The organism is Aeromonas sp. FDAARGOS 1415, assembly GCF_019048365.1.
Lineage (GTDB): Bacteria > Pseudomonadota > Gammaproteobacteria > Enterobacterales > Aeromonadaceae > Aeromonas > Aeromonas taiwanensis.
This window is the reverse complement of record NZ_CP077363.1, coordinates 1,197,501-1,210,260: the sequence shown is the minus strand read 5'-3', so window position 1 is coordinate 1,210,260 and position 12,760 is coordinate 1,197,501. Positions and strand designations below refer to the sequence as shown.

Sequence of the window (12,760 nt, the reverse complement as noted above, 5' to 3'; positions counted from 1 at the left end):
TCGTACAGTCAGTACGCGACGGTGGTTGGCTTGCCTCCCGATGGCAGTAACACTGGTCGGCGTGACCTGTTGAGCAAGGAGGACAGGTATGGCTTCAAGCTCGCCGTGGGATCCGGTGCCGGTCGCGGCCCCCGCATCCTCCATCACCCGATTCATCAAGGGCAGTCGGATGACGTGGTTCTATGCACTCTGGGTCTACCACAAGGGAGATGGCTGGACCGTCTGGCTTGGGTGTCCCAAAGACAAAATCGTCCGTCTGGTGCGTCTGTTTCGCCGCCACCATGACATAGGCTTGCCGGATGCCCCCTGGACGGCGCCCGTGATCCCGCTGCGTGCGCCGATCAGACGTTCCCAGCCGTTGCGCAGGCTGAAACCCTGACCCTTTCTGTTTGCTGCGAGCCCCGCCCGGTGCGGGGCTCTTGTTTTCCTGCCGCCAGGGCCACCGAGTGTCCCTGAATGGCGCCATCCGGACGAAGGGCTAGCCATAAGCGGGGCCTGGCGGGTTACAATGGCCCCTCTTCTGGTTCTGCCCTTTGGGCAGCTGATACAGGCAACACATTGTTTCATATGGTTAAACCCCGCTTCTACCTGCTGCTGTTGCTCTTCATCGGCAGCCTCATGGTCGCCTATTACTGGAGCCAGCCCTCCCTGCCGGAGCAGGCCGACTACTATCCGACGGGGCGGGACATCAATCCCTTCGCCCTGACGGACGGGGATGGCCAGCCCTTTACGCCAGCGGAGCTCGCGGGTCACTGGACCTTCCTGTTCATCGGCTACACCTATTGCCCGGACGTCTGTCCGACTACGCTGGCGGATCTGCGGGCCGTCTATCCGAGCCTGAAGACGATCGCGTCCAACAGCCAGGTGGTGTTCATCTCGGCGGATCCCCAGCGGGACGACAGCGCCCGCCTCAAGAGCTATACCGCCTTCTTCGAGCCGGAGTTCAAGGCGGCGACCGGGCCCCACAGCGCCCTCTTCCCCCTGGTGCGCAATCTGGGCCTCGTCTATTCCATCGTGGAGAGCGATCGCAAGGATTATCTGATAGACCACTCTGCCTCGATCGTGTTGATCAACCCGGCGGGCAAGCTGGCGGCCATGTTCCGTCCCAGGGTGGCGCCGGGCGAAGTGCCTCACGTGGACATGCAGACCATGGTCTCCGACTTTGCGCGCATCGTGCGGCTGACCGGCGAGTGATCCCGCTCTCTTTGTATCGCCCATGCTGATGGCGCCCTGGTTGAGAGATGCCGGCCGCCACCGGGCCGTCTTTGCCCTGGCCCTGCCCATGGTGTTCTCCAATATCACCACCCCCTTGCTGGGGCTGGTGGACACCTGGGTGATCGGTCATCTCGGCGAGGCCTGGTTCCTCGGCGGCGTCTCGGTCGGTGCGACCCTCATCAACCTGCTGTTCTGGCTACTCGGTTTCCTGCGCATGTCCACCACAGGGTTGACGGCTCAGGCCCAGGGGGCGGCCAGCGCAGAAGGCCAGCTCGACACCCTGGCGCGAGCGCTGGGGCTGGCGATCGCCCTCGGGGTGGTGATCCTGCTGCTGGTGCTGCCTTTCCTCCCCGCCATCATCGCCCTCGGCGGCGGCTCCGCCGAGGTGCAAGCCTATGCCGGCCAGTATGTGTCGGTGCGGATCTGGAGCGCGCCGGCGGCGCTGTGCAACCTGGTGATCATGGGATGGCTGCTGGGCATGCAGGATGCACGCAGCCCCATGTGGCTGCTGATCCTGAGCAACCTCGTCAACATGGTGCTGGATGCCGGTTTTGTGCTGGGGTTGGGGTGGCAGGTGAAGGGGGTCGCGGCCGCCTCCGTGCTGGCCGACTACAGTGCGCTGGCGGTGGGGCTCTGGCTGGTGAGCCGCCACCTGCGGCGCCTCTCGCCGGCGGTATGGCAGAACGCCTGGTCGCGCTGGCGGCAATGGCCCGCACTGGTGTGCCTGCTCGCCCTTAATCGGGACATCTTCATCCGTTCCCTCTGCCTGCAGCTCTGCTTCGCCTTCATGACCCTGCAGGGGGCCAGGCTGGGGGATGTGGCCGTGGCGGCCAATGCGGTGCTGCTCAACTTCCTGATGCTGATCTCCTACGGGCTGGACGGCTTCGCCTATGCGGTGGAGGCCATGGTAGGGCGTGCCATCGGGGGGCGTGACCGGCAGGGGTTGCGGGAGGCCATCGTCCTTAACCTGGGCTGGGCCCTGCTGATCGCCCTGGCGTTCACCCTGGCGTTTGCCCTGGGGGGAGGCGTGCTTATCGCCCATATCACCGACATTCCGGCGGTGATCGTTGAGGCCAACCGTCAGCTGCCCTGGCTGGTGGCCATGCCGCTGCTGGCCGTCTGGTGTTTCCTGCTGGACGGGGTCTTCATCGGGGCAACCCGGGCCCGTGAGATGCGCAACAGCATGCTGGTGGCGGTGTTTGCCGGTTTCTTCCCGATCTGGTGGCTCTGTCAGAGCTGGGGTGTCGCCGCCTTGTGGGCCGCCATGAGCGCCCTGATGGCCGGACGGGGCCTGACGCTCGGCTGGCTCTGCTGGCGGCTGGAGCGTGACGGCCGACTGCTGACGGGGCAGAGGGCCAGGGGGGCGGCCTGACTCGTGATTCTGCCCGGCCGGGTCAGGCAGATCCTGCGTAGTCGAACTGTCGCCAGCTCTCGTAGACAAACACGGCGACCGCGTTGGCCAGGTTCATGCTGCGGCTCTGGGGCAGCATGGGGATGCGCAGCCGCTGCTCGAACGGCAGGCTCTCGAGGATCTCCGCCGGCAGACCGCGACTCTCCGGTCCGAACAGCAGGGCGTCGCCTTGGGCGAAGCGGACAGCCGAATGGGCGGTGCGTCCCTTGGTGGTGCAGGCAAAGACCCGTTGGGGGGCGACGGCCGCCAGAAATGCCTCGTAGCTCGGCCAGCGTTTCACCTCGGCGAACTCGTGATAGTCGAGCCCCGCCCGTTTCACCCGTTTGTCATCCCACGCGAATCCCAGAGGCTCGATCAGGTGCAGCCGATAGCCGGTGTTGGCACAGAGACGGATGATGTTGCCGGTATTGGGCGGGATTTCCGGTTGGTAGAGCACGATGTCGAGCATGACGGGATCCTGGGGTGGTGCGAAATGGGCGCCAGCATACCCAGCGCCCGTGTCGATGAAAAGGGGGCGACTCAGGCCATGGGCAGGCGGATGGTGATGACCAGGCCGGTCGGCTGGTTGCTGCTGGCCCGGATGGTGCCGCCATGGCGCTGGATGGCCTCGGCGGCGATGGCGAGCCCCAGGCCGGTGCCGCCGGTCTTGGCATTGCGGGCATCATCGACCCGGAAAAAGGGCAGGAACAGCCTGGGTTGCTGTTCCACCGGCACACCGGGGCCGTCATCCCGTATGGTCATCACCCACTCCCGACCCTCCCGGTACCACTCCACCTTGATGAACTCGCGGGCATATTTGAGCGCGTTGCGCAGCGGGTTTTCCAGGGCGCGCGCCAGCAGCTCAGGCCACATGGTGAGGGACTCCTCCGGCAGGGGGGGCAGCCTGAGCTGCTTGCCGTTCTGGTTTGCCTCGAACATGGCGTCATCCAGGATGGGCTCCAGCAGCTCCGCCAGCGGCAGGGACACCGGGGCCTCCACATGCTGCTGTACTCGCGACAGATCCAGCAGGTCCCCGATCAGCTTGTCGAGCCGGGCGATCTCCCCTTCAATGCGTGCCAGCTCGGCGCTGTCCCCCTGCTTGCGGCGGATCAGCGCCTGGGCCAGCTGGATGCGGGTGAGGGGGCTGCGCAGCTCGTGGGAGATGTCGGAGAGCAGCTGTTTCTGCTTCTGGATCATGTCCTTGAGGGTATCGACCATGTGGCTGACATGCTCCGCCAGCTGGCCGATCTCGTCCTTGCGACCGAGGTTGGGGATCTGCATCTCCAGGTTGCCCTGAGCCAGCCGGGAGACAGACCGTTGCAGCTCCAGGATGGGGCGGGTCAGGCGCCAGGCCAGCAGCAGGCAGAGCGGAGTGCTGACCAGCATGGCGATGCCGAGGATCTGGATGGGGTGATCCAGGATCTGGATGAACAGGAACAGGTAGGAATTCTCGACGTTGAGGCCGAAGTAGACGTGATAGACCTGGCCGTGGTGGGTCATCTGGAAGGGGCCGGCGATGGCGCGCTGGTGCTCGCTGCCGAGCATGGGCTTGGCCGGGTTGTCCGAGTCGAGCATGAAGCGGATCACGAACTTGCTGAGCCGGGTGCTGGCCTGCATCTGCCCCTTGGCGTCACGCAGATAGATGTTGTCCACCGGCAGGAGGCCGGCCGCATCGATGGCCTTGGCGAGATCGAAATCCTGGTCGGGATCCGCCCCCCGCTGCAGCGCCGCCAGGTTGTTGTTGAGGCGGGTGACCTCGTGGGCCGGTAGCGGAATGATGTTGCGGGGATCCAGGGTGGGCAGTATCACCACGGCCGCCACTACCAGCAGCAGCATGAACCAGAACCAGAGAAAGATCTGGGTCGAGATGCCGTTGAAGGGGCGGGCCATCTTCATGCCTGCTCCAGCCACAGGTAACCCCGGCCGCGTACTGTCTTGAAGCGGGGCTGGCCGTCGGTGCGTTCCGGCAGTTTCTTGCGCAGGTTGCTCAGGTGCATGTCGATGGATCGATCGAAGGGCTCCAGCTTCTTGCCCAGCACCTGTTCGGAGAGCAGGTTCTTGCTGACGATCTGACCCGGATTGCGCAGCAGGCACTCCAGCAGGCCGAACTCGGTGGCGGTCAGCTCCAACAACTGACCATCGCAGCGGGCCTGCTGCAGGCCGGGTTGCAGCACCAGATCCATGAATCTCAGTTCATCCGGGGTGCCGCGCTGGGGCTGGCTGCCCTGGGTGCGGCGCAGGATGGCACGCACCCGGGCCAGCAGCTCCCTGTCGTCAAACGGCTTGGCCAGGTAGTCGTCGGCACCCGCTTCCAGGCCGTTGACCCGATCCTGGCTGTCGCCACGGGCGGTCAGCATCAGCACCGGGGTGTCGTGGGTCTTGCGCAGCCGGGTCAACATGGCGAAGCCGTTGAGTCTGGGCATCATCACATCCAGCAACACCAGATCGAAAGGCTGCTCGCCCAGTCGCTGCAGCCCCTCTTCCCCGTCCTCTGCCACGGTCACCTGGAAGCCTTCCAGGGTCAGGATTTCGGTCAGCAACTGGGTCAGTTCGAGATCGTCATCGACCAGGAGTATTTTGTTCATCTGGGAGTCACTCTGTTGATTTCACACGCCAAACAGACGGTCGGGTCAGGGTATAATAAGTTTTTACGCGTCGGAGGAAAGCCGGTTTTGAGCCACCAACAATATTCCCGCTGGGTCACCCTGGCCAGCATGGCGGCGGTCGTCACCGCGACCCTGCTCATCCTGGGCAAGCTGATCGCCTGGCTGATGACGGACTCCTCCAGCCTGCTGGCCTCCCTGACGGACTCCTTCATGGACGTCAGCGCCTCCATCATCAATCTGGTGGCCATCCGCTACGCCATGGCGCCGGCCGACGCGGAGCACAGATTCGGCCACGGCAAGGCGGAATCCCTGGCGGGGCTGGTCCAGTCGGCCTTCATCTCGGGTTCTGCCCTGCTGCTGATGATGCACGGCATCTCGTCGATGCTGAATCATGTGCCCGTGGTGCGCCTGGAGGCGGGGATCTGGGTCAGCGTCGGCTCCATCGTGCTGACCCTGCTGCTGGTCAGCTTCCAGAGCCTGGTCATCCGCAAGACCAACAGCGTGGCCATCAAGGCGGACATGCTGCACTACCGCTCCGACCTGCTGCTCAACGGCGGCGTGCTGCTGGCACTGGTGCTGGCGGGGCAGGGGTGGTACTGGGCAGATGGCCTCTTTGCCATCCTGATCGGCCTGTTCCTGGTGTGGGGCGCCGTGCATATTGGCTACGAATCGGTGCAGGCCCTGCTCGATCGTCAGTTGCCAGAGGAGGAACAAGCGAGAATAATGGCCCTCTGCTGTGCCGTAGAAGGGGTGCATGGCGTACATGATCTGCGTACCCGCCAATCCGGTCCGACCCGATTCGTGCAGTTGCATCTGGAACTGGATGACCAACTGCCCCTGGTCAGGGCCCATCAGATAGCCGACGAGGCTGAACTGGCCGTCCGCCAGGCCTTCGAGCGGATGGATGTGATCATTCACATGGACCCCATCTCGGTGCTGACAAAAGAACGACAAAGCACTCACCCTGAACAACAGTAGGCTGCAACATGGATGATCTGGTTGCCAGAACCTGGCAAAAAATTCAGCAGGAAGCGCAGAGCATGGCGACCCAGGAGCCCATGCTGGCCAGCTTCTTCCACTCCACCATTCTCAATCACCGGGATTTGCGCTCGGCGCTGAGCTTCCAGCTCGCCAACAAGCTCGACAGCACCACCATGCCGGCCATCGCCCTGCGCGAAGTGATCGAGCTGGCCCTGCGCAGCGAACCCGAGCTGCTGGCGGCGGTGGCCGCCGACATCTGCGCCGTGCAGGAGCGCGATCCGGCGGTCGACCTCTTCTCCACGCCCCTGCTCTATCTCAAGGGATTCCATGCCCTGCAAGGTTACCGGGTCGCCAACTGGCTGTGGCGTCAGGGGCGTCGCGCCCTGGCCCTCTATCTGCAAAACCAGATCTCCGTGGTGTTCGGGGTTGACGTGCACCCGGCCGCGCGTATTGGCAAGGGCATCATGTTTGACCACGCCACCGGCATCGTCGTCGGGGAAACCGCGGTCATCGAGAACGACGTTTCCATCCTGCAGAGCGTGACTCTGGGGGGGACCGGCAAGGAGAGCGGTGATCGCCATCCCAAGATCCGGGAAGGGGTGATGATAGGGGCGGGGGCCAAGGTGCTCGGCAACATCGAAGTGGGCGTCGGCGCCAAGATCGGTGCCGGCAGCGTGGTGATCAATCCGGTGCCGGCCCACACGACCGTGGCTGGCGTGCCTGCCAAGATCGTGGGCCGTCCCGAGTGCGACAAACCCTCCCTGGACATGGATCAGTGTCTCTGATCCCCTGACCGAGGCCGTTGTATGGTCAAGCGCTGGTCAGGCTTTCTGATCCTGGGGATGTGGCTGCTCAACCTGCTCCATCTCTATCTGGGTTTTTCCCCCTGGCCGGCGGCTATCGCCGCCTGGGCCGCCTCCCTGCTCACCTGGCCCTGGCTGGTGGGGGCCGCGAGGCGCCAGGCCCTGGCCCTCTACGGTGCGGCGCTGCTGCTGCTGATCTTCTCCTGGTGGCGGGGGGCCGACCTCAGGCCAGGGGACTGGCTGCTGCCGAACATCAACATGCTCACCATGTTCGCGGCCGTCAGCACCCTCAACCTTGCCACCTCCGGACTGCTGACGGGGACCACCTCCTGGCAAGGTCGCAAGGGGCTGTGGAGCACCATGGCCAGCCTCAATCTGCTCGGTGCCGTCATCAACCTCTCGGTGCTCTTCATCATCGGTGATCGGCTGGAACGGGGCGGCACTCTGGAGCGGCGCCAGGTCATGGTGCTGAGCCGGATCTTCTGCGCAGCGGCCTTCTGGTCCCCCTTCTTCGTCGCCATGGCGGTGGCGCTCACCTACTCTCCCGGCCTGCAACTGGGCAGCATACTGCCCTTTGGCATCCTGGCCGCCCTGCTTGCCATGGGGCTGACGGCCTGGCAGGTGGAGCGGCTCGGGGTGGCGGATTTCGAGGGTTATCCGCTGCGACCCCAGACCCTGGGTTTGCCCGTGACCCTGGCGCTGCTGGTCCTGCTGATCCACCAGTTCTGGCCCGGGCTCAGCATCCTGGCGGTGATCGCGCTGGTGGCCCCCCTGCTGGCGCTGCTGTTCATGCCGCGGGCCGGACGCGGTGCCGCGCTCAAGCGGCAGGTGGTGGAGCGCTTCCCGGCCATCGGCGGTCAGCTGGTGCTGTTCCTTGGGGCTGGCCTGCTGGCGGCGGGCATCAACAGCGCGTTGTCGGTGCTCGACTTTGGCGGCGGGCACGGCCTGCCGCTGTTCATTCACTTCGGCTGGCTGGAGGCCAGCCTGACCCTGCTGCTGATTTTCCTGGTGGCCATCGTCGGCGTGCACCCCCTCATCAGCATCTCGGGGGTGGCGCCTCTGTTGTGGCCCCTGTCACCGGATCCCAGCCTGCTCGGCATGTGCTTCCTGCTGGGGTGGGGGCTGGCCACCGGCACCAGCCCGCTCTCCGGCTCCAACCTGGCCCTGGCATCCCGCTACAACCTGAGCGCCGCGCTCCTGCTGCGCTGGAACCTGCTCTATGGCCTGCTGATGTACGGGGTTGCCTGCCTGCTGATGGGAGGCTTCATCGCCCTGCACGGAGTCTGATCCGCAGGGCTGTGAATATTGCGGGACGTGCCATGGAAAGGGGGGCCTGCCACCTGCGAGAAAAACCGACGCATATTTAGGCAATACCGAGCTGGAAGGCGCATTTTGCAACGCGCTGGCTTGTTTGTGCCGCGCGCATCGGGGTATGCTGGCTTCACGCGCTTGAATCGCTCCCTGTGGGGCATCGCAATTGAACATACAGGTATGCATATGTCACTAGAAGTCCTTGAGCAACTCGAATCCAAAGTACAATCCGCCGTCGACAACATCTCCCTGCTGAAGATGGAACTGGACGAGCTGAAAGAGCAGAACAGCAAGCTGCAAGACGAGAACCATCAGCTGCGCAACGAGCACGTTGCCTGGCAAGAGCGTCTGCGTGCCCTGCTGGGCAAGATGGACCAGATGGGCGATGCCATCTGATCCTGTCGCTGCTGACCGGAATAAAAGCGGGCCGCTCCTTGAGCGGCCCGCTTGTTTTGGACGGACGGAGTATCAGAGCGCGAGCAGCTGCTTGACCGTCTTCTCGATGCCGTCGGCCGCCTCGACGATGTTCTGCGCCAGCATGTAGGCGGGGGTGGAGATCACCTTGCGCTCCTGATCCACCACGAACTCGCTCACCGGACAGTTGAGGTGGCTGCCGCCCATTGCCTCGATGGCGTTGGCGGCGCCTTCGTCATTGCCTATGGTGGCCAGGGTACCAGCGCCGTAGATGAGCGGGATCATGGCCGGCGCGATGCAGATATAGGCCGCCGGTTTCCTGGCCTTGGCAAAGCTCTGGCAGGCCTTCAGCACATCCGGCTGGATCTGGCAATCGGCCCCCTTGACGGCGAAGTCGCACAGGTTCTTGGCGGCGCCGAAGCCGCCGGGCAGCAGCAGGGCGTCGAAGTCGGCCGCATCCAGCTCGGCCACGTCCTTTATCTGGCCGCGGCAGATGCGGGCGGCCTCGACCAGCACGTTGCGGCTCTCCCCCGCACTGACCTCGCCGGTCAGGTGATTGATGACATGAAGCTGAGGGACATTGGGGGCGAAGCATTGAACGGATGCCCCCTGACGGGCCAGTGCCAGCAGGCTGATGACGGCCTCATGGATTTCGGCGCCATCGAACACGCCACAGCCACTCAAGATCACGGCCACTTTTTTCATGGCGGACTCCTCGTTGTTGAAAATGTGAGCCAGGGTCAATTGTTGTACTTTTGTATGGTTATCGTTCGACCTCGGCTGGTCAAGTCATCTTGCTGTGCTAGGATTGTTTCGTTTTGGATCCTGCCTCAGCTACCCCTCTCAATTTTTTTCCACATTGATCGAGATCATGGACTGCCTTTCAAGGTGTGTTTTGTTGATCTTAATGCTTTGTTTTAAATGTATTTTTATATTTTAATCCACAGCTTTGTCAGGGTGGTGTCGTCACGCGGCTATTTTTGAGCACAGAGTTATCCACAAGGTGGTCTGCTTGCGATGGCGTGCAGAGGGGAGGGGCTGCCCCTTGGTGTGGTGCGGGCCCTGTGGCATCCTAGCGGCTGTTTATCTCTGGCAGGACGATTTCATGGCCCCTAGCAACCCCCTTATTCTGGTCGACGGCTCTTCATACCTTTACCGCGCCTTCTTTGCCTCCCAGCAGGCCGATCTGCGCACCTCGACCGGTTTGCCTAGCGGCGCCGTCCGTGTCATGGCCAACATGATGCGCAGCCTGCGCAAACAGTACCCCGACTGCCACGTGGCCGTGGTATTCGACGCCAAGGGCAAGACCTTCCGCGACGACATCTATCCCGAGTACAAAGCGACCCGTGCCAGCATGCCGGACGATCTGCGCAGCCAGGTCGCCCCCATCCACCAGATGATCAAGGCGATGGGCTTCCCCTTCCTGATGGTTGAAGGGGTGGAGGCGGACGACGTGATCGGCACCCTGGCCCGTCAGGCGACTGAGAAACAGTTGCCGGTGCTGATCAGCACGGGGGACAAGGACATGGCGCAGCTGGTCTCCGACCATGTCACCCTGATCGACACCATGAAGGACGTGAAGACCGACAGGGAAGGGGTGATCGAGAAGTTCGGGGTGCCGCCCGAGCTCATCATCGACTACCTGGCCCTGATGGGGGACAAGGTGGACAACATCCCCGGCATGACCGGCGTCGGGGAGAAGACGGCGCTGGCCTTGCTGCAGGGGATCGGCAGCATCGACGAGATCGCCGCCAACCTGGACAAGGTGGCTGCGCTCGGCTTCCGTGGTTCCAAGGCGTTTGCCGACAAGTTCCGCGAGCAGGAGGAGCAGGTGCGCCTCTCCTATGTGCTCGCCACCATCAAGACTGACGTCGAGCTGGAGCAGAGCCTGGAAGAGCTGGAGCTTGGCCCCATCGACAAGGAGGCGCTGCTGGCGGTCTATCGCGAGTACGAGCTGCGCAACCTGATAAAAGAGCTGGAGTCCGGTGGTGAGGAAGGGTCCGTTTCTACTGAGGAGGAGGCAGACGCCGCTCCACAGGAAGCGGCCATCGAAACCGACTACTGCTGCATTCTGGACGAGGCCGAGTTCGACGACTGGCTGGCACGCCTGAAGGCGGCGCCGCTGTTTGCCTTCGACACCGAGACCACCAGTCTCGACTATATGGAGGCGCGGGTCGTTGGCGTCTCCTTCGCCATCGAACCGGGCAAGGCGGCCTATGTGCCCTTCGGCCACGACTATCTGGGTGCGCCGGTGCAGCTGACCGAGGCCGTGGTGCTCGGCAAGCTCAAACCGCTGCTGGAAGACGCATCTCATCTCAAGGTGGGACAGAACCTCAAGTACGATCGCAACGTGTTGCTCAACCACGGCATCGAGCTGCAGGGTATCGCCTACGACACCATGCTGGAGTCCTATGTGCTCAACTCCACCGCCAGCCGTCACGACATGGACTCGCTGGCCCGCAGGTATCTGAACGTCGAGACCATCTCGTTCGAAGAGATTGCCGGCAAGGGGGTCAAGCAGCTCACCTTCAACCAGATCGAACTGGAGCAGGCGGCCCCCTACGCGGCGGAAGATGCCGACATCACCCTGCGCCTGCATCAGGCGCTGTGGGGCAAGCTCGCAGCCGAGCCTGGCCTCGCCAAGGTATTCAGCGAGATCGAACTGCCGCTGCTGCCGGTATTGGCCCGGATGGAGCGGCTCGGCACCACCATCGAACCCAGGCTGCTGCATCAGCAGAGCCAGGAGATCGAAGTGCGTCTGGCAGAGCTGGAGAAGCAGGCCCACGAGCTGGCCGGGCAGGAGTTCAACCTCTCCTCGCCCAAGCAGCTGGGGGAGATCCTCTTTACCAAGCTGGGGCTGCCGATCATCAAGAAGACTCCGAAAGGAGCCCCTTCCACTGCGGAAGAGGTGCTGGCCGAGCTGGCGGAAACCTATGAGCTGCCGCGTCTTTTGATGGAACATCGTGGCCTGGCCAAGCTCAAGTCCACCTACACCGACAAGCTGCCGCTGATGATCAAGCCGCAGACCGGGCGGGTGCATACCTCCTATCATCAGGCGGTGGCGGCGACCGGGCGGCTTTCGTCTACCGATCCCAACCTGCAGAACATCCCGGTGCGCAACGAGCAGGGGCGCCGGATTCGGCAAGCCTTCATCCCGAGCGCCGGTTACAAGCTGGTGGCGGCGGACTACTCCCAGATCGAGCTGCGCATCATGGCCCACCTCTCCGGTGACAAGGGGCTGCTGACCGCTTTCGCCGAGGGCAAGGACATCCACAAGGCGACCGCCGCCGAGGTATTCGGGGTTGAACTTGATGCGGTGACCAGCGACATGCGTCGCAGCGCCAAGGCGATCAACTTCGGCCTCATCTACGGCATGAGCGCCTTCGGTCTTGCCAAACAGCTGGGCATCGGCCGTGCCGAGGCGCAGAAGTACATGGATCTCTACTTCGAACGCTACCCGGGCGTGCTGGAGTACATGGAGCGTACCCGCCAGCAGGCGGAAGCCCAGGGCTATGTCGAAACCCTGTTTGGCCGTCGCCTCTATCTGCCGGACATCAAGTCCCGCAACGCCGGTCTGCGCAAGGCAGCGGAACGGGCCGCCATCAACGCCCCCATGCAGGGTACGGCCGCCGATATCATCAAGCGCGCCATGATCAACGTGGACGGCTGGATCCGGGGGATTGAAGACGAGTCGATCCGCATGCTGATGCAGGTGCACGATGAACTGGTGTTCGAGATCCGCGAAGAGAAGCTGGAGGAGTACATCGCGCTCATCAAGGAGAAGATGTCAGCCGCTGCCGAATTGCATGTGCCGCTGGTGGTTGAGGCGGGCACCGGTGACAACTGGGAGCAGGCCCACTGATCTCTGGCAGTCGCCATCGACACCTATATAGCTATATAAGACGCGAAGCCCGGCATCATGCCGGGCTTCCTGTTTGTGGCTGAGTGTACTCAGGCCTCTTGCAGATATTCGTCCTTGAGCAGGACATAGTTGTCGGCCGAGGTCTTGAGGAAGGCGATCTCGGCGGGCTTCAAGGGGC

13 protein-coding genes (1 of these 13 running past the window's edge) are annotated in these 12,760 nt (G+C 63.4%); 8 read left to right on the top strand and 5 right to left on the bottom strand.

Going from position 1 to position 12,760, the window contains the following annotated elements:
- Nucleotides 1-88 precede the first annotated feature (88 nt).
- The 3 genes from I6L45_RS05825 (at nucleotide 89) to I6L45_RS05815 (ending at nucleotide 2,587) form a co-directional block, all read left to right on the top strand.
- The gene (locus I6L45_RS05825) at nucleotides 89-379 is read left to right on the top strand and encodes a hypothetical protein (RefSeq protein ID WP_043763570.1); all 291 of its coding nucleotides are present in this window, start codon (nucleotides 89-91) and stop codon (nucleotides 377-379) included.
- Between the two features lie 188 nt (nucleotides 380-567).
- The gene (locus I6L45_RS05820) at nucleotides 568-1,194 is read left to right on the top strand and encodes an SCO family protein (protein WP_210549833.1); all 627 of its coding nucleotides are present in this window, start codon (nucleotides 568-570) and stop codon (nucleotides 1,192-1,194) included.
- A gap of 22 nt (nucleotides 1,195-1,216) precedes the next feature.
- Nucleotides 1,217-2,587: an MATE family efflux transporter gene (locus tag I6L45_RS05815; RefSeq protein WP_216983675.1), complete on the top strand. Its 1,371-nt coding sequence runs from the start codon at nucleotides 1,217-1,219 to the stop codon at nucleotides 2,585-2,587.
- Between the two features lie 22 nt (nucleotides 2,588-2,609).
- Here I6L45_RS05815 and trmL read toward each other — a convergent pair whose 3' ends face one another.
- The 3 genes from trmL to I6L45_RS05800 form a co-directional block, all read right to left on the bottom strand.
- Nucleotides 2,610-3,074, bottom strand: coding sequence for a tRNA (uridine(34)/cytosine(34)/5-carboxymethylaminomethyluridine(34)-2'-O)-methyltransferase TrmL (trmL, locus tag I6L45_RS05810; RefSeq protein ID WP_216983674.1), 465 nt, complete (start codon nucleotides 3,072-3,074; stop codon nucleotides 2,610-2,612).
- A gap of 71 nt (nucleotides 3,075-3,145) precedes the next feature.
- Nucleotides 3,146-4,501 (bottom strand): ATP-binding protein, encoded by a 1,356-nt coding sequence (locus tag I6L45_RS05805; protein ID WP_216983673.1) that lies wholly within the window; start codon nucleotides 4,499-4,501, stop codon nucleotides 3,146-3,148.
- The gene (locus I6L45_RS05800) at nucleotides 4,498-5,190 is read right to left on the bottom strand and encodes a response regulator (RefSeq protein ID WP_043763561.1); all 693 of its coding nucleotides are present in this window, start codon (nucleotides 5,188-5,190) and stop codon (nucleotides 4,498-4,500) included. Before I6L45_RS05800 ends, I6L45_RS05805 begins: the two co-directional genes overlap by 4 nt.
- 87 nt (nucleotides 5,191-5,277) lie before the next feature.
- On the opposite strand from I6L45_RS05800, the gene I6L45_RS05795 reads away from it, so the two are divergent.
- The 4 genes from I6L45_RS05795 to I6L45_RS05780 all read left to right on the top strand — a co-directional run bounded on the left by I6L45_RS05795 (nucleotide 5,278) and on the right by I6L45_RS05780 (nucleotide 8,702).
- On the top strand, nucleotides 5,278-6,189 hold the full coding sequence (locus I6L45_RS05795; protein ID WP_216983672.1) for a cation diffusion facilitator family transporter: 912 nt from the start codon (nucleotides 5,278-5,280) through the stop codon (nucleotides 6,187-6,189).
- Between the two features lie 8 nt (nucleotides 6,190-6,197).
- On the top strand, nucleotides 6,198-6,977 hold the full coding sequence (gene cysE, locus I6L45_RS05790; RefSeq protein WP_216983671.1) for a serine O-acetyltransferase: 780 nt from the start codon (nucleotides 6,198-6,200) through the stop codon (nucleotides 6,975-6,977).
- A 21-nt stretch (nucleotides 6,978-6,998) separates the two neighbouring features.
- Entirely contained in the window at nucleotides 6,999-8,282 is a 1,284-nt protein-coding gene (locus I6L45_RS05785) for a hypothetical protein (protein ID WP_216983670.1), read from the top strand.
- 210 nt (nucleotides 8,283-8,492) lie between these two features.
- Complete coding sequence (locus tag I6L45_RS05780; RefSeq protein WP_010672454.1) at nucleotides 8,493-8,702, top strand: cell division protein ZapB; 210 nt, start codon at nucleotides 8,493-8,495, stop codon at nucleotides 8,700-8,702.
- 72 nt (nucleotides 8,703-8,774) lie between these two features.
- Here I6L45_RS05780 and elbB read toward each other — a convergent pair whose 3' ends face one another.
- Entirely contained in the window at nucleotides 8,775-9,425 is a 651-nt protein-coding gene (elbB, locus tag I6L45_RS05775; RefSeq protein WP_210549837.1) for an isoprenoid biosynthesis glyoxalase ElbB, read from the bottom strand.
- Between the two features lie 400 nt (nucleotides 9,426-9,825).
- On the opposite strand from elbB, the gene polA reads away from it, so the two are divergent.
- The gene (gene polA, locus I6L45_RS05770; RefSeq protein ID WP_216983669.1) at nucleotides 9,826-12,582 is read left to right on the top strand and encodes a DNA polymerase I; all 2,757 of its coding nucleotides are present in this window, start codon (nucleotides 9,826-9,828) and stop codon (nucleotides 12,580-12,582) included.
- Between the two features lie 89 nt (nucleotides 12,583-12,671).
- On the opposite strand, the gene I6L45_RS05765 is transcribed toward polA, so the two are convergent.
- Nucleotides 12,672-12,760 carry the 3' end of a gamma carbonic anhydrase family protein gene (locus I6L45_RS05765; RefSeq protein WP_216983668.1) on the bottom strand. 451 nt of this gene lie beyond the right edge of the window, so only the last 89 of its 540 coding nucleotides appear in the window; its start codon lies off the right edge, out of view; it ends in the stop codon at nucleotides 12,672-12,674.